This is a genomic window from Escherichia sp. KTE172 (assembly GCF_000408845.1).
GTDB classification, from domain to species: Bacteria; Pseudomonadota; Gammaproteobacteria; order Enterobacterales; family Enterobacteriaceae; genus Escherichia; species Escherichia coli.
Map to the genome: position 1 here is coordinate 3,237,919 of NZ_KE137316.1, position 18,379 is coordinate 3,256,297.

An 18,379-nucleotide genomic window follows, 5' to 3' on the forward strand; every position below is an offset into this window, starting at 1 on the left:
CAAACAATGATGAAAATGATTGAACGCGATTATAGGATAAAACGGCTCAGATCTTCATCTGCCACCAACGCATCCAGATGTTTGCTCACATAATCTGCGTCAATAGTGATGGTTTGACCGCTTAAATCGCTGGCGTCGTAGGAAATCTCTTCCATTAAACGCTCCAGAACGGTATGTAAACGACGAGCACCGATGTTTTCGGTAGATTCGTTCACCTGCCATGCTGCTTCCGCGATGCGCTTAATACCGGAGTCGGTAAACTCGATATTTACGCCTTCAGTCGCCATCAGTGCTTTGTACTGCACGGTAATAGAGGCATTCGGCTCGGTCAGAATACGCTCGAAGTCGCTGGTGGTCAGTGCCTGCAGCTCAACGCGGATTGGCAGACGACCTTGCAGTTCCGGGATCAGGTCAGACGGTTTCGCAATCTGGAACGCGCCAGAAGCGATAAACAGAATGTGGTCAGTTTTGACCATCCCGTGTTTGGTGGAAACGGTGCAACCTTCTACCAGCGGCAGCAGGTCACGCTGAACACCTTCACGAGAAACATCCGGACCGGAAGACTCGCCGCGCTTACAGATTTTGTCGATTTCGTCGATAAACACGATCCCGTGCTGCTCAACAGCGTCGATAGCGTCTTGTTTCAGCTCTTCCGGATTCACCAGTTTCGCCGCTTCTTCTTCAATCAGCAGCTTCATGGCGTCTTTGATTTTCAGCTTACGTGCTTTTTGCTTCTGGCCGCCCAGGTTCTGGAACATGGACTGCAGCTGGCTGGTCATCTCTTCCATTCCCGGAGGAGCCATAATTTCAACGCCCATCGGTGCTGCGGCAAGATCGATCTCGATTTCTTTGTCATCAAGCTGGCCTTCACGCAGTTTCTTGCGGAATGCCTGACGAGCAGCGGACGGTTCCTGCTGCTGTTCGGTCTGTCCCCAGTTGTTTTTAGCAGGTGGGATCAGCACGTCGAGAATACGTTCTTCTGCCAGTTCTTCAGCGCGATAACGGTTTTTCTCGATAGCCTGGACGCGTACCATTTTCACGGCGGCATCGGTCAGATCGCGAATAATAGAATCCACTTCCTTACCGACATAGCCCACTTCGGTGAATTTGGTCGCTTCAACTTTGATGAACGGCGCATTCGCCAGCTTAGCCAGACGACGGGCGATTTCAGTTTTACCGACACCGGTCGGGCCGATCATCAGGATATTTTTCGGGGTCACTTCATGGCGCAGCTCTTCGTTGAGCTGCATGCGACGCCAGCGGTTACGCAGAGCAATCGCCACAGAACGCTTGGCGTTGTCCTGGCCGATGATGTGCTTATCCAGTTCGCTGACGATTTCGCGTGGGGTCATTTCAGACATGGGAGATCCTTACGCTTTGTAGCTTAATTCTTCGATGGTGTGGAAATGGTTGGTATAGATGCAAATGTCGCCTGCAATATCCAACGCCTTTTCAGCAATTTCACGGGCGCTAAGTTCAGTGTTTTCTAACAGCGCGCGCGCCGCAGCCTGGGCGTAAGGGCCGCCGGAGCCGATAGCAATAAGATCGTTTTCTGGCTGCACCACGTCACCGTTACCGGTGATGATAAGCGATGCAGTTTCATCCGCGACTGCCAGCAGTGCTTCAAGTTTGCGCAGCATGCGATCGGTACGCCAGTCTTTTGCCAGCTCAACGGCGGCTTTGACCAGATGGCCCTGATGCATTTCCAGTTTACGTTCAAACAGTTCGAACAGCGTAAAAGCATCCGCAGTACCGCCCGCAAAGCCCGCGATGACTTTGTCGTTGTACAGACGGCGGACCTTTTTCACGTTGCCTTTCATTACGGTATTGCCCAACGTGGCCTGACCATCACCAGCGATGACCACATGGCCGTTACGGCGTACGCTTACTATAGTTGTCACGAGCTGACCCCTTGGTTACGAATACAGAGTACAAACCCCGTACAAAAGTACGGGGCATAATGCAATTATAGATGGGGGGGATTTTGAGGGTTTCAACCCCCGGCGGCGAGCCGAATGCAGTTTGTATGACCCGCCATCTTCAAGCGATTGAGGGTGCTGTCTGCGTTCTCTTTGCCTTTCACCGGGCCAATGACCACACGATTCCAGCCATTGTTGGTGGTAATTTTTGAGTCAAAGCCTTCGAACGCCAGCTGAGCACGTACCGTCTCTGCCTGTTCCGCGCCTCTGAACGAACCGCACTGCACCATCCAGCGGCGTTCGTCTTTTTTCTCCGCCGTCGGTTTTGGCGCGTCAGCGGCACGAGCAACCGGCGCAGCTTGCTGCGGCTTCGACTGCGCGGTCGTGTGCGCAGGGGTTTGCAGCAGATCCTGGTACGGCTGCTGAGTAGAAGCCGGTTTAGACTGGCGCGGTTGCGCCTGTACCGGCGCGGCTTGCGACGCACGCGTCTGCTGCTGCCAGCTTTGTTCAGTCGTACGCGACTGCTGAACCAGGCGTTGCTGCTCCGCTAATTGCTGCGCCTGACGCTGGCGCTGTAGCGTTTGCTGACGCTGTTCCGGCGTCTGTTCATTCCACGGAACTTCAACCAGCTGCGTTGGCTGCTGGCGCATATCAGCCTGCATTTGCTCAAGAAGCTGGCGTTGTTCTGGTGTCAGTTGCTCCGGCGTTTTCACTTCACCACCGGCAGAAGGTTCTGTAGGCGCACGCACACCCGGCTGGCGACTTTCCAGCTCTTTGATGTAGCGCCAGCGTTCTTCTGGTTTTGGTGGTAGTCCGTTTCCGGTCACTTTCTGGCTTTGCAGCGTCTCGGACTCTTCTTTCTTGTGATGCGTAATGAAGTACAGACCACCGATAAAGGTCACAAGAACGGCGGCAGCAATAGCGACCATAGCGGGAGAAACCGCAGGCAGATTTCGTTGCTTTTTCCGTGAGGTGCTCTTTTTTCGCCGCGAAGGTGCCGGTTGGCTGCGGCGTACATAATCTCGTTGTGCCACTATCGTTTCGCTGTATTTATTCGTTCGTCAGCCCGCCATGTTACTTAAGCGGCGGGCCTTTGACCAGTCACGGCAGTCTTAAAGGTTTACTTTAAGGTAACGCGCGTGTTGATCCCCGGATGATAAGTTCGCAGTCCATTAAACGAGAGCCACTGCCAACGTGTTGCCCCTGCATTTGATCAAGCAATAACAGCATAGCTTCCCGACCGATTTCGTAACGCGGCTGCGCGATGGTTGTCAGCGGCGGATCACAAAATTGCGTCAGGTCGATGTTATCAAAACCGATTATGGAAAGGTCTTCCGGGACTTTCAGCCCCTGGCGTTTTGCCTGCGAAAGTGCGCCGAGCGCCATCACATCGCTATGGCAGAAGACAGCAGTAGGCGGTTGTGGAAGATCAAGCAGCTGTTGCATTGCTTTGCTTCCGGCTTCGAAGGTGAAGTCGCCACGGGCGATGTATTGCGGATCAACCATAATGCCGCAGCGACGCAGCGCCTGAACGTAGCCTTGCAGGCGGTAGTGACACAGCGGCATCTCTTCGGGACCGGCTATACAGCCAATCCGTTTATGCCCTTGCTCATATAAATAATTTACTGCATCAAATGCGGCGGTCAGATTGTCGATATGAACGGTAGGCAGCTCCAGTTCCGGTGCAAATTCGTTCGCCATCACCATCGGCGGCAGATTACGCTGTTCCTCAATGCTGGCATCAAACGGCAGCCTTGAACCCAGCAGCAACATGCCATCAATTTGCTTGGTGATGATCAAATCGATAAAGGTTTTTTCCTGCTGATTTTGATGCGCACAGTCGCCAATCAGCACCAGATATCCGTGATTTGCCGCCGTAACTTCGATACCGCGAATAATTTCGCTAAAGAAGGGATCGCAGATATCCGGGACAATCACCAGAATGGTGCGGGATTCATTACGCTTGACGTTGCGTCCCATAGGCTGCGGTAAATAACCCACTTCCCGGGCCGCTTTTTCAACCCGATTACGGGTGGCCTGGGAGACTTTATCGGGATTCATTAATGCTCGGGAGACAGTCGCTGTAGAGACTTTTGCCTTGAGGGCAACGTCTTTCATGGTCGCGGCAGTTTCCTGCTTCTTCGCTTTCACACTCACTCCTCGCCTGGCACGTCAGGCGTACTACATCCATGTTTACTTCACATCGGCAACATTTTTAGCAGATAGCGCGTGAAAACGGTTACAGAATTTTCATGAAAAGTGTGATGAATATTGAATTTTTCGATCCGCCTCGCATCGTTTGCGCATTAGCCCTCGATGGGATCGACATCCAGCACCCATTTCACCTTACGGGAATCCGGTATTGTATTAATAAGCGCCAGCGTACCATTGATGATGTGCTGTAATCGCACGCGGGAAGGGTGCTGCAACAAAATTTGCCAGCGCCAGCGGCCGCCACGTTTAGGTGCCAGTGCCGGAACGGGACCGAGAACCCACAGTTTGTCGTCTGCAAGCGGGCTGGCGAGGATGAGATTACGCAGTTGTTGCAGGAACAGCGGCGCGTGCTGATTGTTATGATCTTCCGCCCGCACAATCACATGGCTGGTCCATGGCGGCAGCTGCATCATGCGTCGCTCAGCCAGCGCCTGTTCGGCAAAGGCGTCGTAGCCTTTATAGAGCAACGTTTGCAATAGCGGGTGTTCTGGATGATGCGTTTGCAGCACCACTTCGCCCTGTTTACCCGCACGCCCGGCACGACCGGCGACCTGGGTGTAAAGCTGGGCAAAACGCTCTGCCGAGCGAAAATCGGCAGAAAACAGCGCACCGTCCACATCCAGTAACGCCACCAGCGTCACATCCGGAAAGTGGTGACCTTTCGCCAGCATTTGCGTGCCGATCAAGATCCTCGCGCCGCCGCGATGCACTTCCGCCAGTTGTTGTTCCAGCGCTCCTTTGCGGCTGGTGGTATCGCGGTCGATACGAGAAATGGGCACACCAGGGAACAGCGGCGCAAGCGTCTGTTCAAGCTGTTCGGTGCCCAGCCCCACCGGCACCAGGTGCGTGGAACCGCAGGAAGGGCACTGGCGCGGCACCGGACGCTGACTGTCGCAATGGTGGCAGCGCAAATGCTGTTGCGCCTGATGCAGCGTGTAGTAGTGATCGCAACGTGGGCATTCGGCTATCCAGCCACAGTCGTGGCACAGTAGCGCAGGCGCAAACCCTCGGCGGTTAAGAAAGAGGATAACCTGATTGTTGGCCTGTAAATGCTGGCGCATACGGGTGATTAACGCCGGAGCCAGCCCCGCCTGCACCTTCTGACCTTTTAAATCCAGCACGTGTTGAATTGCCGGACGCGCATTCCCCGCCCGACGCGTCAGGCGCAGCAGGCGGTATTTTTTCTGCTGGACGTTGCATAACGTTTCCAGTGCGGGTGTTGCGGAGCCAAGAATAATCGGGATTTGCTCACTGTGCGCACGATAAACCGCCAGGTCGCGGGCATGATAGCGCCAGCCTTCCTGCTGCTTGTAGGAACTGTCGTGCTCTTCATCAATGACAATCACGCCGAGATTTTTAAACGGCGTAAACAGCGCGGAGCGGGTGCCGATCACAATCGCCGCCTCACCATTTTTCGCTTTCAACCACGCCGAAAGACGCTCGCTGTCGTTCAGGCCGGAATGCAGAACTTCTACGGGGGCATTAAAACGTTCACGAAAACGGGCGATAGTTTGCGGCGTCAGGCCGATTTCCGGCACCATCACCAGCGCCTGTTTGCCCTGAGCGAGCACGTTTTCCAGTACACTGAGATAAACCTCCGTTTTACCGGAACCGGTAACGCCCGCCAGCAGCCAGGCAGAGAAGGTATCCGCCGCACTATGAATTGCGCCAACGGCGGTGGCCTGTTCAGTATTCAATCGCAACCGCTCACCAGAAACGGCATAATTCTTTCGCCAGTCACTAAACTCTGGTGTTTCACTTGCTAAATCACACAGACCTTTTTTGCGCAGCGCCTGCAACGCGGCATCATTAAATTCGAGCGTGGCAACCTGGTCGCGCCAGATTTTGCCTTGCCGTAACGCTGCCAGCGCCTGTTGTTGCTTGGGTGAGCGTTTCAGGCTGTTCAGATCCACCGCCTGACCTTGTTCAGTGGCAAACCAGTACCACATCGGCGCGTTCGCCGCAGGCCGCCCCTGGCGTAGTAAAATCGGCAAGGCATGAAACAGCACATCGCCAATCGGATGATGATAGTAATCTGCCGCCCAGAGCAGTAATCGCCAGACGGAGTGAGTAAATACCGGCTCAACGTCCAGCACTTCAACTACCGCTTTCAGCTCGTTGAGCGGCAGCTCGCTGACATCGCTAACTGACACCACAACCCCGATGCGCTCCTGCTGTTTGCCAAACGGCACGCGCACGCGACACCCGGCTTTGACCGTCATGCCTTCTGGCAGCAGATAGTCAAAGGTACGGGGAAGCGGAACGGGCAAGGCAACGTGGGCAACGGGCATAGCATCATCCTGACTTGAAATTCGGTGGGTTAGTATACACATTGCCGTAGAAGAGTGCGGATCAGTTTGCATACGCTGGTTAATTTCTGTATGATTTCGCGCCTTCGTACGAAATGATCGTATTGAAGCTATACTTTTAACATCGCGTGGTGTCTGGCGTTAGGGCTGGAAGAGCGACGCGGCCTTAAACCGAGGTTTTCCCATGAAAAAAGATATTCACCCGAAATACGAAGAAATTACTGCTAGCTGCTCTTGCGGTAACGTAATGAAAATCCGCTCCACCGTTGGTCATGACCTGAACCTCGACGTGTGCAGCAAGTGCCACCCGTTCTTCACTGGCAAACAGCGTGATGTTGCTACCGGTGGCCGTGTTGACCGCTTCAACAAGCGTTTCAACATCCCGGGCAGCAAATAAGACCGGATTTCCGAAAAAAGCGCCGCACGGCGCTTTTTTTGTGCCTGAATTTTGGTCGTATTACCACGAAAACAGCGGCCATTCTTTGGCGACAGTGGTGAGTTGTGGTGCATCGAAAACAGCTTGTGGTGAGACCACCGTTTCCTCAAGCGGAATATTTTTGCCGTAGCGTTCTTTGAGCTTTGCCTGAACTAGCGGGTTACTAAGATCGAACTCTTTCAGCTTCTGCTGTTCGCCCACACGCATTCCCAGCGCATTCTGGTAAACCTTCCACACCACTTCCGAACAGTACTGGCGATCGTCGCTCCACGAGAAGCTGAAATCGTACGGTTTGCCGAGATAACGTTTTGCCGTTTGCGCCAGTTTTTGCTGTTGTTTAACACTCAGTCCGCCTTCAACGCGGCGAACAACGTATTTGCCCTTTTCACCATGGGCAATCCACTGCTTGAGCGGGGTGTATTTCACCGGGCCGACCGCTTCAAAAACGTAGGGCTTTTTGTTACGCATCACCAGCATACCGGTGTGGCTGTAATCGGAATGGGTCGCCAGTTGGATCGCTTTACTTTGCGATGAGCGAGAGATCTGAAAGATGATGTCGCCGGTTTGTGGTTGCCAGGCAAATGCAGGCACAGAAACCAGCAGACCGGGGATCAGTAGCCTGATTTTCATCGTTAAACGTCCATGTATAAAAAAAGCGGCAGGTTAACTCCGCGCCGCTCTTTTCCGCTTTAGTATTCCCACGTCTCCGGGTTAATCCCCATCTCACGCATGATCTCTTTTGCCGCTTCCGGGATTTCGTCGCTGCGCTCTTTACGCAGATCGGCATCATCCGGCAAAGGTTGCCCGGTAAAGGCATGCAGAAACGCTTCGCACAGCAGCTCGCTGTTGGTAGCGTGACGCAGGTTGTTCACCTGACGACGCGTGCGTTCATCGGTGAGGATTTTTAACACCTTAAGAGGAATGGAAACCGTAATCTTTTTGACTTGTTCACTCTTCTTGCCGTGCTCAGCGTATGGGCTGATATATTCGCCGCTCCATTCAGCCATGAGATACTTAATCCTCTTCGTCAATAAATTGAGACCAGACCACACAGTTAGTGTGGGTACTGACCGTAAACCCGCATAGTTTACCGTACAGGCGTTACCGTGACATCGTGTAATGCACCTGTCGGCGTGATAATGCATATAATTTTAACGGCTATTTGGGATTTGCTCAATCTATACGCAAAGAAGTTTAGATGTCCAGATGTATTGACGTCCATTAACACAATGTTTACTCTGGTGCCTGACATTTCACCGACCAAGCCCAGGGAACTTCATCACATGACGCGTAAACAGGCCACCATCGCAGTGCGTAGCGGGTTAAATGACGACGAACAGTATGGTTGCGTTGTCCCACCGATCCATCTTTCCAGCACCTATAACTTTACCGGATTTAATGAACCGCGCGCGCATGATTACTCGCGTCGTGGCAACCCAACGCGCGATGTGGTTCAGCGTGCGCTGGCAGAACTGGAAGGCGGTGCCGGTGCCGTACTTACTAATACCGGCATGTCCGCGATTCACCTGGTAACGACCGTCTTTTTGAAACCGGGCGATCTGCTGGTTGCGCCGCACGACTGCTATGGCGGCAGCTATCGCCTGTTCGACAGCCTGGCTAAACGTGGTTGCTATCGCGTGTTGTTTGTTGATCAAGGCGATGAACATGCATTACGGGCAGCGCTGGCAGAAAAACCCAAACTGGTACTGGTAGAAAGCCCAAGTAATCCATTGTTACGCGTCGTGGATATTGCGAAAATCTGCCATCTGGCAAGGGAAGTCGGGGCGGTGAGCGTGGTGGATAACACCTTCTTAAGCCCGGCATTACAAAATCCGCTGGCATTAGGTGCCGATCTGGTGTTGCATTCATGCACGAAATATCTGAACGGTCACTCAGACGTGGTGGCCGGCGTGGTGATTGCTAAAGATCCGGACGTTGTCACTGAACTTGCCTGGTGGGCAAACAATATTGGCGTGACGGGCGGCGCGTTTGACAGCTATCTGCTGCTACGCGGGTTGCGAACTCTGGTGCCGCGTATGGAGCTGGCCCAGCGCAACGCGCAGGCGATTGTGAAATATCTGCAAACCCAGCCGTTGGTGAAAAAACTGTATCACCCGTCGCTGCCGGAAAATCAGGGGCATGAAATTGCCGCGCGCCAGCAAAAAGGCTTTGGCGCAATGTTGAGTTTTGAACTGGATGGCGATGAGCAGACGCTGCGTCGTTTCTTGGGCGGGCTGTCGTTGTTTACGCTGGCGGAATCATTAGGGGGAGTGGAAAGTTTAATCTCTCACGCCGCAACCATGACACATGCAGGCATGGCACCAGAAGCGCGTGCTGCCGCCGGGATCTCCGAGACGCTGCTGCGTATCTCCACCGGTATTGAAGATGGCGAAGATTTAATTGCCGACCTGGAAAATGGCTTCCGGGCTGCAAACAAGGGGTAAAAATGAGTGTGATTGCGCAGGCAGGGGCGAAAGGTCGTCAACTGCATAAATTTGGTGGCAGTAGTCTGGCTGATGTGAAGTGTTATTTGCGTGTCGCGGGCATTATGGCGGAGTACTCTCAGCCTGACGATATGATGGTGGTTTCCGCCGCCGGTAGCACCACTAACCAGCTGATTAACTGGTTGAAACTAAGCCAGACCGATCGTCTCTCTGCGCATCAGATTCAACAAACGCTGCGTCGCTATCAGTGCGATCTGATTAGCGGCCTGCTACCCGCCGAAGAAGCCGATAGCCTCATTAGTGCCTTTATCAGCGATCTTGAGCGCCTGGCGGCGCTGCTCGACAGCGGTATTAACGACGCGGTGTATGCGGAAGTGGTGGGCCACGGCGAAGTGTGGTCGGCGCGCCTGATGTCTGCGGTGCTTAATCAACAAGGGCTGTCAGCGGCCTGGCTTGATGCCCGCGAGTTTTTACGCGCTGAACGCGCTGCGCAACCGCAGGTTGATGAAGGGCTTTCTTACCCGTTGCTGCAACAGCTACTGGTACAACATCCAGGCAAACGTCTGGTGGTGACCGGGTTTATCAGCCGTAACAACGCCGGTGAAACGGTGCTGCTGGGGCGTAACGGTTCCGACTATTCCGCGACACAAATCGGTGCGCTGGCGGGTGTTTCTCGTGTAACCATCTGGAGCGACGTCGCCGGGGTATACAGTGCCGACCCGCGTAAAGTGAAAGATGCCTGTCTGCTGCCATTGCTGCGTCTGGATGAGGCCAGCGAACTGGCGCGTCTGGCGGCTCCCGTTCTTCACGCCCGTACTTTACAGCCAGTTTCTGGCAGCGAAATCGACCTGCAACTGCGCTGTAGCTACACGCCGGATCAAGGTTCCACGCGCATTGAACGCGTGCTGGCCTCCGGTACTGGTGCGCGTATTGTCACCAGCCATGATGATGTCTGCTTGATTGAGTTTCAGGTGCCCGCCAGCCAGGATTTCAAACTGGCGCATAAAGAGATCGACCAGATCCTGAAACGTGCTCAGGTGCGCCCACTGGCGGTTGGCGTGCATAACGATCGCCAGTTGCTGCAATTTTGCTACACCTCAGAAGTGGCCGACAGTGCGCTGAAAATCCTCGACGAAGCGGGATTACCTGGCGAACTGCGTCTGCGTCAGGGGCTGGCGCTGGTGGCGATGGTTGGTGCAGGCGTCACCCGTAACCCGCTACATTGCCACCGCTTCTGGCAGCAACTGAAAGGCCAGCCGGTCGAATTTACCTGGCAGTCGGATGACGGCATCAGCCTGGTGGCAGTACTGCGCACCGGGCCGACCGAAAGCCTGATTCAGGGTCTGCATCAGTCCGTCTTTCGCGCGGAAAAACGCATCGGCCTGGTATTGTTCGGCAAGGGCAATATCGGTTCCCGCTGGCTGGAACTGTTCGCCCGTGAGCAGAGCACGCTTTCGGCGCGTACCGGCTTTGAATTTGTGCTGGCAGGCGTGGTGGACAGCCGCCGCAGCCTGTTGAGCTATGACGGGCTGGACGCCAGCCGCGCGTTAGCCTTCTTCAACGATGAAGCGGTCGAGCAGGATGAAGAGTCGCTGTTCCTGTGGATGCGCGCCCATCCGTATGATGATTTAGTGGTGTTGGACGTTACCGCCAGCCAGCTGCTTGCTGATCAGTATCTCGATTTTGCCAGCCACGGTTTCCACGTCATCAGTGCCAACAAACTGGCAGGAGCCAGCGACAGCAATAAATATCGCCAGATCCACGACGCCTTCGAAAAAACCGGGCGTCACTGGCTGTACAATGCCACTGTCGGTGCGGGCTTGCCGATCAACCACACCGTGCGCGATCTGATCGACAGCGGCGATACTATTTTGTCGATCAGCGGGATCTTCTCTGGCACGCTCTCCTGGCTGTTCCTGCAATTCGACGGTAGCGTGCCGTTTACCGAGCTGGTGGATCAGGCGTGGCAGCAGGGCTTAACCGAGCCTGATCCGCGTGATGACCTTTCCGGCAAAGACGTGATGCGCAAGCTGGTGATTCTGGCGCGTGAAGCGGGTTACGACATCGAACCAGATCAGGTGCGCGTGGAATCGCTGGTGCCTGCCCATTGCGAAGGCGGTAGCATCGACCATTTCTTTGAAAACGGCGATGAACTTAACGAGCAGATGGTGCAACGGCTGGAAGCGGCCCGCGAAATGGGGCTGGTGCTGCGCTACGTGGCGCGTTTCGATGCCAATGGCAAAGCGCGTGTGGGCGTGGAAGCGGTGCGTGAAGACCATCCGCTGGCATCACTGCTGCCGTGCGATAACGTCTTTGCCATCGAAAGCCGCTGGTATCGCGATAACCCTCTGGTGATCCGTGGGCCTGGCGCGGGGCGCGACGTCACCGCAGGGGCGATTCAGTCGGATATTAACCGGCTGGCGCAGTTGTTGTAATCCTGAGTCAGAGAAAGCAGTATTTGCGTAACGCGCCCTGCGGAAAGCGGGGCGCTGTGCGTAAATTCTGTCTGTTTATGTAGCCAGTCGATAAAATGTCTGCTGGTTGCTAAAGAGAGCATTTGGGCTTTGCTACTCTTTCCGCCCGTTAATGCACATACCATTTTACGATTTTTTCCCTGAACCCAGAGTTGCCACTGATTTTTCCACCAGCCGTGATAAGTTGTTCCCTGAAAACGCCAGGGCATATTATCGGTATCGTCAGCTATTTCCTCTTCAATAAACCAAATCTCACCTTGCTGTTGGCGAAACAGATCAGCCCATGCCGTAATAATGGCACCTCTTAAAAAACACTCGTGTGAAATTACATGTGTTTTTACTGTAGGGAAGAGAATATTCAGTACTCTGAAATGCCCGTGCGCTGTGATAACCGGACGCAGAATAACACCTTTAGCATTGCGTTTGAGCGCTGCGCTGCCATACTGAATTTCATCAAACTGACTGCGGCGTAGAAATTGTGCTTCGCGCATATCAACGCGTTGTACAATATTACTCTCGTGTAACTCTGGTTCTGCATTCCCTCTGTATCGATAATGCAGACTTTCTCCAGCCTGATGCTGCGTGTAATTAGTAGAAAGATGAAGAATATTACCGCGAAGAGCATCAAAACTGATTAAAACATACAGTTTCTGCCCGCTGCTGACTCCCTGAAATGGCACGAGAAAAGCAACCGTTTCGATTATTTCAGGAGGCGTTATTTCTTTCTGATATTGTTTGGGTGTCCATACTTTTTTGCAGTTACGGCATTGAATGCGTTGCGAACCCTGTGGATTGTGACCATAACAAATCGTATCTGTACCATAACATACCGGGCAAAAATGGCCTTTCTCTGTTGCAAAAGTAGATAAGTGAACTGTCAACCAGTCACGAAATTGTTGCTCGTCAAACAACGGCGGGTAACTTCCGCATGCCCGACAGTGCAATGCCGGATAACCCAGTCGATAGTCGGGCCAGCTATAATCTGTCGATGTTGGCTGCCCTAAATTACGGCAACCAAACGACTTGCAGGCATTAATCGTAAACAGAGTCGACATATATCACCAACGATTTCACAAGGTCGTTGATTTTGTCCGGCAACGCTCCCCTGTGGATGTGATTACTCTCACATAAATAACTCTTTCAGAACGTAATGTAGCAATCCTTTAAATCACTGAAAGGGACTATTTATGAAAATTAAAATACTTGCTGCGGGTATCGCATTAACATTGCCGTTCTGGGCTTGCGCCAAAGATGTCACCATCATTTATACCAACGACCTCCATGCGCATGTCGAGCCTTATAAAGTGCCGTGGATCGCTGACGGTAAACGGGATATTGGTGGCTGGGCAAATATCACTACGCTGGTTAAGCAAGAAAAAGCAAAAAATAAAGCGACATGGTTTTTTGATGCGGGTGATTATTTTACCGGGCCATATATCAGCAGCCTGACCAAAGGTAAGGCTATTATCGATATTATGAATACTATGCCGTTTGATGCCGTCACGATAGGCAACCATGAATTTGACCACGGCTGGGACAACACATTATTACAGTTGAGTCAGGCAAAATTCCCTATTGTGCAGGGCAATGTTTTTTATCAGAACAGCAGTAAATCATTCTGGGATAAGCCCTATACCATCATCGAAAAAGACGGTGTGAAAATAGGCGTTATAGGTTTGCACGGTGTATTTGCCTTTAATGACACGGTATCTGCGGCAACGCGAGTGGGTATTGAGGCGCGTGATGAAATTAAATGGCTACAACGTTATATCGATGAACTTAAAGGCAAGGTTGATTTGACCGTCGCCCTGATCCATGAAGGTGTTCCGGCCCGCCAGTCCAGTATGGGAGGCACAGATGTGCGTCGCGCGCTGGATAAAGATATTCAGACGGCAAGTCAGGTGAAAGGGCTGGATATTTTGATCACCGGACATGCGCATGTGGGTACGCCGAAACCGATTAAAGTCGGCAATACGCTCATCCTCTCCACTGACAGCGGCGGGATTGATGTGGGCAAACTGGTCCTCGACTACAAAGAGAAGCCGCATGATTTTACGGTGAAAAACTTCGAGCTTAAAACCATTTACGCCGACGAGTGGAAGCCCGATCCGCAAACGAAACAGGTGATCGACGGCTGGAATAAAAAGCTTGATGAAGTGGTGCAACAAACGGTCGCGCAATCGCCGGTTGAATTAAAACGTGCCTATGGTGAATCGGCTTCCCTCGGGAACCTGGCGGCGGACGCTTTACTGGTAGCGGCGGGTAAAAACACCCAATTGGCGTTAACCAACTCTGGTGGTATTCGCAATGAGATCCCCGCAGGGGCGATTACGATGGGCGGCGTCATCAGTACCTTCCCGTTCCCCAATGAACTGGTGACGATGGATCTCACAGGTAAACAATTACGCAGTTTGATGGAACACGGCGCAAGTTTAAGTAATGGCGTTTTACAGGTATCGAAAGGCCTGGAAATGAAGTACGACAGCAGTAAGCCGGTTGGTCAGCGGGTAATCACGCTGGCTCTGAATGGCAAACCCATTGAAGATGCGACGATTTACCACATTGCTACTCAGAGTTTCCTTGCTGATGGTGGAGATGGTTTTACCGCCTTTACCGAAGGGAAAGCGCGTAACACAACGGGCGGTTATTACGTTTATCACGCCGTGGTTGATTACTTCAAAGCGGGTAACACCATCACGGATGAACAGATCAACGGTATGCGCGTGAAAGATATCAAGTAAAAGTACGTATTGAGTTGATTCATCTGTTTGTTACCAGTTGATTTTGCAGATCCAGTATTCGGCCTACGCGAGGGCGCAGGCCGAATCAGATGCCTTAGCATCACCATCCGGTGGCAGGACGTTGTTTTTCGAATAAGCCCAGGTGTCGCTGTGTTGTCAGAATATCAGTCAAAACGTGCGAGGTGGATTGCGCTATAGAGAAATCTTTTATCGCCTCTAATTAAGATGAGTTTTTTTCAACTTCCCTGATTTTTCCTCACCATCATTGGTCATTTTTCGGTTGACGCCCCTCGGCTTTTCCTTCATCTTTACATCTGGACGTCTAAATGGATAGATGTTCACAACACAACATATAACTACAAGCGATTGATGAGGTAAGGTATGAGCTTTTTTCACGCCAGCCAGCGGGATGCCCTGAATCAGAGTCTGGCAGAAGTCCAGGGGCAGATTAACGTTTCGTTCGAGTTTTTCCCGCCGCGTACCAGTGAAATGGAGCAGACCCTGTGGAACTCCATCGATCGCCTTAGCAACCTGAAACCGAAGTTTGTGTCGGTGACCTATGGCGCGAACTCCGGCGAGCGCGACCGTACGCACAGCATTATTAAAGGCATTAAAGATCGCACTGGTCTGGAAGCGGCACCGCATCTTACTTGCATTGATGCGACGCCCGACGAGCTGCGCACCATTGCACGTGACTACTGGAATAACGGTATTCGTCATATCGTGGCGCTGCGTGGTGACCTGCCGCCGGGAAGTGGTAAGCCAGAAATGTATGCTTCTGACCTGGTGACGCTGTTAAAAGAAGTGGCAGATTTCGATATCTCCGTGGCGGCGTATCCGGAAGTTCACCCGGAAGCAAAAAGCGCTCAGGCGGATTTGCTTAATCTGAAACGCAAAGTCGATGCCGGAGCCAACCGCGCGATTACTCAGTTCTTCTTTGATGTCGAAAGCTACCTGCGTTTTCGTGACCGCTGTGTCTCGGCGGGCATTGATGTGGAAATCATTCCGGGAATTTTGCCGGTATCTAACTTTAAACAGGCGAAGAAATTTGCCGACATGACCAATGTGCGTATTCCGGCGTGGATGGCACAAATGTTCGACGGGCTTGATGATGATGCCGAAACCCGCAAGCTGGTGGGCGCGAATATCGCCATGGATATGGTGAAGATTTTAAGCCGTGAAGGAGTGAAAGATTTCCACTTCTATACGCTTAACCGTGCTGAAATGAGTTACGCGATTTGCCATACGCTGGGTGTTCGACCTGGTTTATAAATAGTGTGGCTTTTGTGAAAATCACACAGTGATCACAAATTTTAAACAGAGCACAAAATGCTGCCTCGAAATGAGGGCGGGAAAATAAGGGTGTCAGCCTTGTTTTCTCCCTCATTACTTGAAGGATATAAAGCTAAAACCCTTTTTTATAAAGCATTTGTCCGAATTCGGACATAATCAAAAAAGCTTAATTACGATCAATTTGATCTACATCTCTTTAACCAACAATATGTAAGATCTCAACTATCGCATCCGTGGATTAATTCAATTATAACTTCTCTCTAACGCTGTGTATCGTAACGGTAACACTGTAGAGGGGAGCACATTGATGAGCACGTCAGACGATATCCATAACACGACAGCCACTGGCAAATGCCCGTTCCATCAGGGCGGTCACGACCAGAGCGCAGGTGGGGGCACAACCACGCGCGACTGGTGGCCAAATCAACTCCGTGTTGACCTGTTAAACCAACATTCTAATCGTTCTAACCCGCTGGGTGAGGACTTTGACTACCGCAAAGAATTCAGCAAATTAGATTACTACGGTCTGAAAAAAGATCTGAAAGCCCTGCTGACAGAATCTCAGCCGTGGTGGCCTGCCGACTGGGGCAGCTACGCCGGTCTGTTTATTCGTATGGCCTGGCACGGCGCGGGTACTTACCGTTCAATCGACGGGCGCGGCGGCGCGGGTCGTGGTCAGCAACGTTTTGCACCGCTGAACTCCTGGCCGGATAACGTAAGCCTCGATAAAGCGCGTCGCCTGTTGTGGCCAATCAAACAGAAATATGGTCAGAAAATCTCCTGGGCCGACCTGTTTATCCTCGCGGGTAACGTGGCGCTGGAAAACTCCGGCTTCCGTACCTTCGGTTTTGGTGCCGGTCGTGAAGACGTCTGGGAACCGGATCTGGATGTTAACTGGGGTGATGAAAAAGCCTGGCTGACCCACCGTCATCCGGAAGCACTGGCGAAAGCACCGCTGGGCGCAACCGAGATGGGCCTGATTTACGTTAACCCGGAAGGCCCGGATCACAGCGGCGAACCGCTTTCTGCGGCAGCAGCTATCCGCGCGACCTTCGGCAACATGGGCATGAACGACGAAGAAACCGTGGCGCTGATTGCGGGTGGTCATACGCTGGGTAAAACCCACGGTGCCGGTCCGACATCAAACGTAGGTCCTGATCCAGAAGCTGCACCGATTGAAGAACAAGGTTTAGGCTGGGCGAGCACTTACGGCAGCGGCGTTGGCGCAGATGCCATTACCTCTGGTCTGGAAGTAGTCTGGACCCAGACGCCGACCCAGTGGAGCAACTATTTCTTCGAGAACCTGTTCAAGTATGAGTGGGTACAGACCCGCAGTCCGGCTGGCGCAATCCAGTTCGAAGCGGTAGACGCACCGGAAATTATCCCGGATCCGTTCGATCCGTCGAAGAAACGTAAACCGACAATGCTGGTGACCGACCTGACGCTGCGTTTTGATCCTGAGTTCGAGAAGATCTCTCGTCGTTTCCTCAACGATCCGCAGGCGTTCAACGAAGCCTTTGCCCGTGCCTGGTTCAAACTGACGCACAGGGATATGGGGCCGAAATCTCGCTACATCGGACCGGAAGTACCGAAAGAAGATCTGATCTGGCAAGATCCGCTGCCGCAGCCGATCTACAACCCGACCGAGCAGGACATTATCGATCTGAAATTCGCGATTGCGGATTCTGGTCTGTCTGTCAGCGAACTGGTATCGGTGGCCTGGGCGTCTGCTTCTACCTTCCGTGGTGGCGACAAACGTGGTGGTGCCAATGGTGCACGTCTGGCATTAATGCCGCAGCGCGACTGGGATGTGAACGCCGCAGCCGTTCGTGCTCTGCCAGTTCTGGAGAAAATTCAGAAAGAGTCTGGCAAAGCTTCGCTGGCGGATATCATCGTGCTGGCAGGTGTGGTTGGCGTTGAGAAAGCCGCAAGCGCCGCAGGTTTGAGCATTCATGTACCGTTTGCGCCGGGTCGCGTTGATGCGCGTCAGGATCAGACTGACATTGAAATGTTCGAACTGCTGGAGCCAATTGCTGACGGTTTCCGTAACTACCGCGCTCGTCTGGATGTTTCTACCACCGAGTCACTGCTGATTGATAAAGCACAGCAACTGACGCTGACCGCGCCGGAAATGACCGCGCTGGTGGGCGGGATGCGTGTACTGGGTGCCAACTTCGATGGCAGCAAAAACGGCGTCTTCACTGACCGCGTTGGTGTATTGAGTAATGACTTCTTCGTGAACTTGCTGGATATGCGTTACGAGTGGAAAGCGACCGACGAATCGAAAGAGCTGTTCGAAGGCCGTGACCGCGAAACCGGCGAAGTGAAATACACTGCCAGCCGTGCGGATCTGGTCTTTGGTTCTAACTCTGTCCTGCGTGCGGTGGCGGAAGTTTACGCCAGCAGCGATGCCCACGAGAAGTTTGTTAAAGACTTCGTGGCGGCATGGGTGAAAGTGATGAACCTCGACCGTTTCGACCTGCTGTAATCTGACCTTCTTCAGCGACTGCCTGATGGCAGTCGCTGAAGTTTCTTTACCGGCGTATAGT

At 52.8% G+C, this 18,379-nt stretch carries 14 protein-coding genes; 6 read left to right on the top strand and 8 right to left on the bottom strand.

Annotated features, from left to right (window positions below; all coding sequences use genetic code 11):
• Window positions 1-29 precede the first annotated feature (29 nt).
• The 5 genes from hslU to priA all read right to left on the bottom strand — a co-directional run bounded on the left by hslU (window position 30) and on the right by priA (window position 6,424).
• Entirely contained in the window at window positions 30-1,361 is a 1,332-nt protein-coding gene (hslU, locus tag G434_RS08620) for an HslU--HslV peptidase ATPase subunit (RefSeq protein WP_001293344.1), read from the bottom strand.
• A gap of 9 nt (window positions 1,362-1,370) precedes the next feature.
• Window positions 1,371-1,901 carry an ATP-dependent protease subunit HslV gene (hslV, locus tag G434_RS08615; RefSeq protein WP_000208242.1) on the bottom strand — a complete coding sequence of 177 codons (531 nt, stop codon included), beginning with the start codon at window positions 1,899-1,901 and terminating at the stop codon, window positions 1,371-1,373.
• 92 nt (window positions 1,902-1,993) lie between these two features.
• Window positions 1,994-2,953 carry a cell division protein FtsN gene (ftsN, locus tag G434_RS08610; RefSeq protein WP_000068844.1) on the bottom strand — a complete coding sequence of 320 codons (960 nt, stop codon included), beginning with the start codon at window positions 2,951-2,953 and terminating at the stop codon, window positions 1,994-1,996.
• Window positions 2,954-3,044: 91 nt separating this feature from the next.
• The gene (cytR, locus tag G434_RS08605) at window positions 3,045-4,070 is read right to left on the bottom strand and encodes a DNA-binding transcriptional regulator CytR (RefSeq protein WP_000644904.1); all 1,026 of its coding nucleotides are present in this window, start codon (window positions 4,068-4,070) and stop codon (window positions 3,045-3,047) included.
• Window positions 4,071-4,225: 155 nt separating this feature from the next.
• Window positions 4,226-6,424 (bottom strand): primosomal protein N', encoded by a 2,199-nt coding sequence (gene priA / locus G434_RS08600; protein ID WP_001309891.1) that lies wholly within the window; start codon window positions 6,422-6,424, stop codon window positions 4,226-4,228.
• A gap of 202 nt (window positions 6,425-6,626) precedes the next feature.
• Between priA and rpmE the strand changes: the two genes are divergently transcribed.
• On the top strand, window positions 6,627-6,839 hold the full coding sequence (rpmE, locus tag G434_RS08595; RefSeq protein ID WP_000710769.1) for a 50S ribosomal protein L31: 213 nt from the start codon (window positions 6,627-6,629) through the stop codon (window positions 6,837-6,839).
• Between the two features lie 60 nt (window positions 6,840-6,899).
• Here the strand turns inward: rpmE and G434_RS08590 are convergent, their stop codons facing one another.
• Both G434_RS08590 and metJ read right to left on the bottom strand, forming a co-directional pair.
• Window positions 6,900-7,508: a YiiX family permuted papain-like enzyme gene (locus G434_RS08590; RefSeq protein ID WP_000702318.1), complete on the bottom strand. Its 609-nt coding sequence runs from the start codon at window positions 7,506-7,508 to the stop codon at window positions 6,900-6,902.
• A 59-nt stretch (window positions 7,509-7,567) separates the two neighbouring features.
• Window positions 7,568-7,885 carry a met regulon transcriptional regulator MetJ gene (gene metJ / locus G434_RS08585; RefSeq protein WP_000852812.1) on the bottom strand — a complete coding sequence of 106 codons (318 nt, stop codon included), beginning with the start codon at window positions 7,883-7,885 and terminating at the stop codon, window positions 7,568-7,570.
• 276 nt (window positions 7,886-8,161) lie between these two features.
• Between metJ and metB the strand changes: the two genes are divergently transcribed.
• Window positions 8,162-9,322 carry a cystathionine gamma-synthase gene (metB, locus tag G434_RS08580; protein WP_001309892.1) on the top strand — a complete coding sequence of 387 codons (1,161 nt, stop codon included), beginning with the start codon at window positions 8,162-8,164 and terminating at the stop codon, window positions 9,320-9,322.
• 2 nt (window positions 9,323-9,324) lie between these two features.
• Window positions 9,325-11,757, top strand: a complete 2,433-nt coding sequence (gene metL, locus G434_RS08575; RefSeq protein WP_000110750.1) for a bifunctional aspartate kinase/homoserine dehydrogenase II — start codon at window positions 9,325-9,327, stop codon at window positions 11,755-11,757.
• Here metL and G434_RS08570 read toward each other — a convergent pair.
• Window positions 11,721-12,851, bottom strand: a complete 1,131-nt coding sequence (locus G434_RS08570; protein ID WP_001309893.1) for a hypothetical protein — start codon at window positions 12,849-12,851, stop codon at window positions 11,721-11,723. The two genes, metL and G434_RS08570, sit on opposite strands and share 37 nt — an antisense overlap.
• Before the next feature lie 132 nt (window positions 12,852-12,983).
• On the opposite strand from G434_RS08570, the gene G434_RS08565 reads away from it, so the two are divergent.
• From G434_RS08565 to katG, 3 genes are all read left to right on the top strand, one after another.
• On the top strand, window positions 12,984-14,537 hold the full coding sequence (locus G434_RS08565; protein ID WP_000694079.1) for a bifunctional metallophosphatase/5'-nucleotidase: 1,554 nt from the start codon (window positions 12,984-12,986) through the stop codon (window positions 14,535-14,537).
• 381 nt (window positions 14,538-14,918) lie between these two features.
• A complete protein-coding gene (gene metF / locus G434_RS08560) occupies window positions 14,919-15,809 on the top strand; it encodes a methylenetetrahydrofolate reductase (RefSeq protein WP_000007512.1) in 891 nt (296 codons plus the stop codon).
• Between the two features lie 328 nt (window positions 15,810-16,137).
• Window positions 16,138-18,318, top strand: coding sequence for a catalase/peroxidase HPI (gene katG / locus G434_RS08555; RefSeq protein ID WP_001296626.1), 2,181 nt, complete (start codon window positions 16,138-16,140; stop codon window positions 18,316-18,318).
• The last annotated feature ends 61 nt before the right edge of the window (window positions 18,319-18,379 follow it).

Excerpts from the sequence above, each read along its gene's own strand:
- hslU (WP_001293344.1), bottom strand. The coding sequence starts at position 1,361 with ATGTCTGAAATGACCCCACGCGAAATCGTCAGCGAACTGGATAAGCAC.
- G434_RS08570 (WP_001309893.1), bottom strand. The coding sequence starts at position 12,851 with ATGTCGACTCTGTTTACGATTAATGCCTGCAAGTCGTTTGGTTGCCGT.
- metL (WP_000110750.1), top strand. The coding sequence starts at position 9,325 with ATGAGTGTGATTGCGCAGGCAGGGGCGAAAGGTCGTCAACTGCATAAA.
- metJ (WP_000852812.1), bottom strand. The coding sequence starts at position 7,885 with ATGGCTGAATGGAGCGGCGAATATATCAGCCCATACGCTGAGCACGGC.
- rpmE (WP_000710769.1), top strand. The coding sequence starts at position 6,627 with ATGAAAAAAGATATTCACCCGAAATACGAAGAAATTACTGCTAGCTGC.
- priA (WP_001309891.1), bottom strand. The coding sequence starts at position 6,424 with ATGCCCGTTGCCCACGTTGCCTTGCCCGTTCCGCTTCCCCGTACCTTT.
- metF (WP_000007512.1), top strand. The coding sequence starts at position 14,919 with ATGAGCTTTTTTCACGCCAGCCAGCGGGATGCCCTGAATCAGAGTCTG.
- G434_RS08565 (WP_000694079.1), top strand. The coding sequence starts at position 12,984 with ATGAAAATTAAAATACTTGCTGCGGGTATCGCATTAACATTGCCGTTC.
- metB (WP_001309892.1), top strand. The coding sequence starts at position 8,162 with ATGACGCGTAAACAGGCCACCATCGCAGTGCGTAGCGGGTTAAATGAC.
- katG (WP_001296626.1), top strand. The coding sequence starts at position 16,138 with ATGAGCACGTCAGACGATATCCATAACACGACAGCCACTGGCAAATGC.
- G434_RS08590 (WP_000702318.1), bottom strand. The coding sequence starts at position 7,508 with ATGAAAATCAGGCTACTGATCCCCGGTCTGCTGGTTTCTGTGCCTGCA.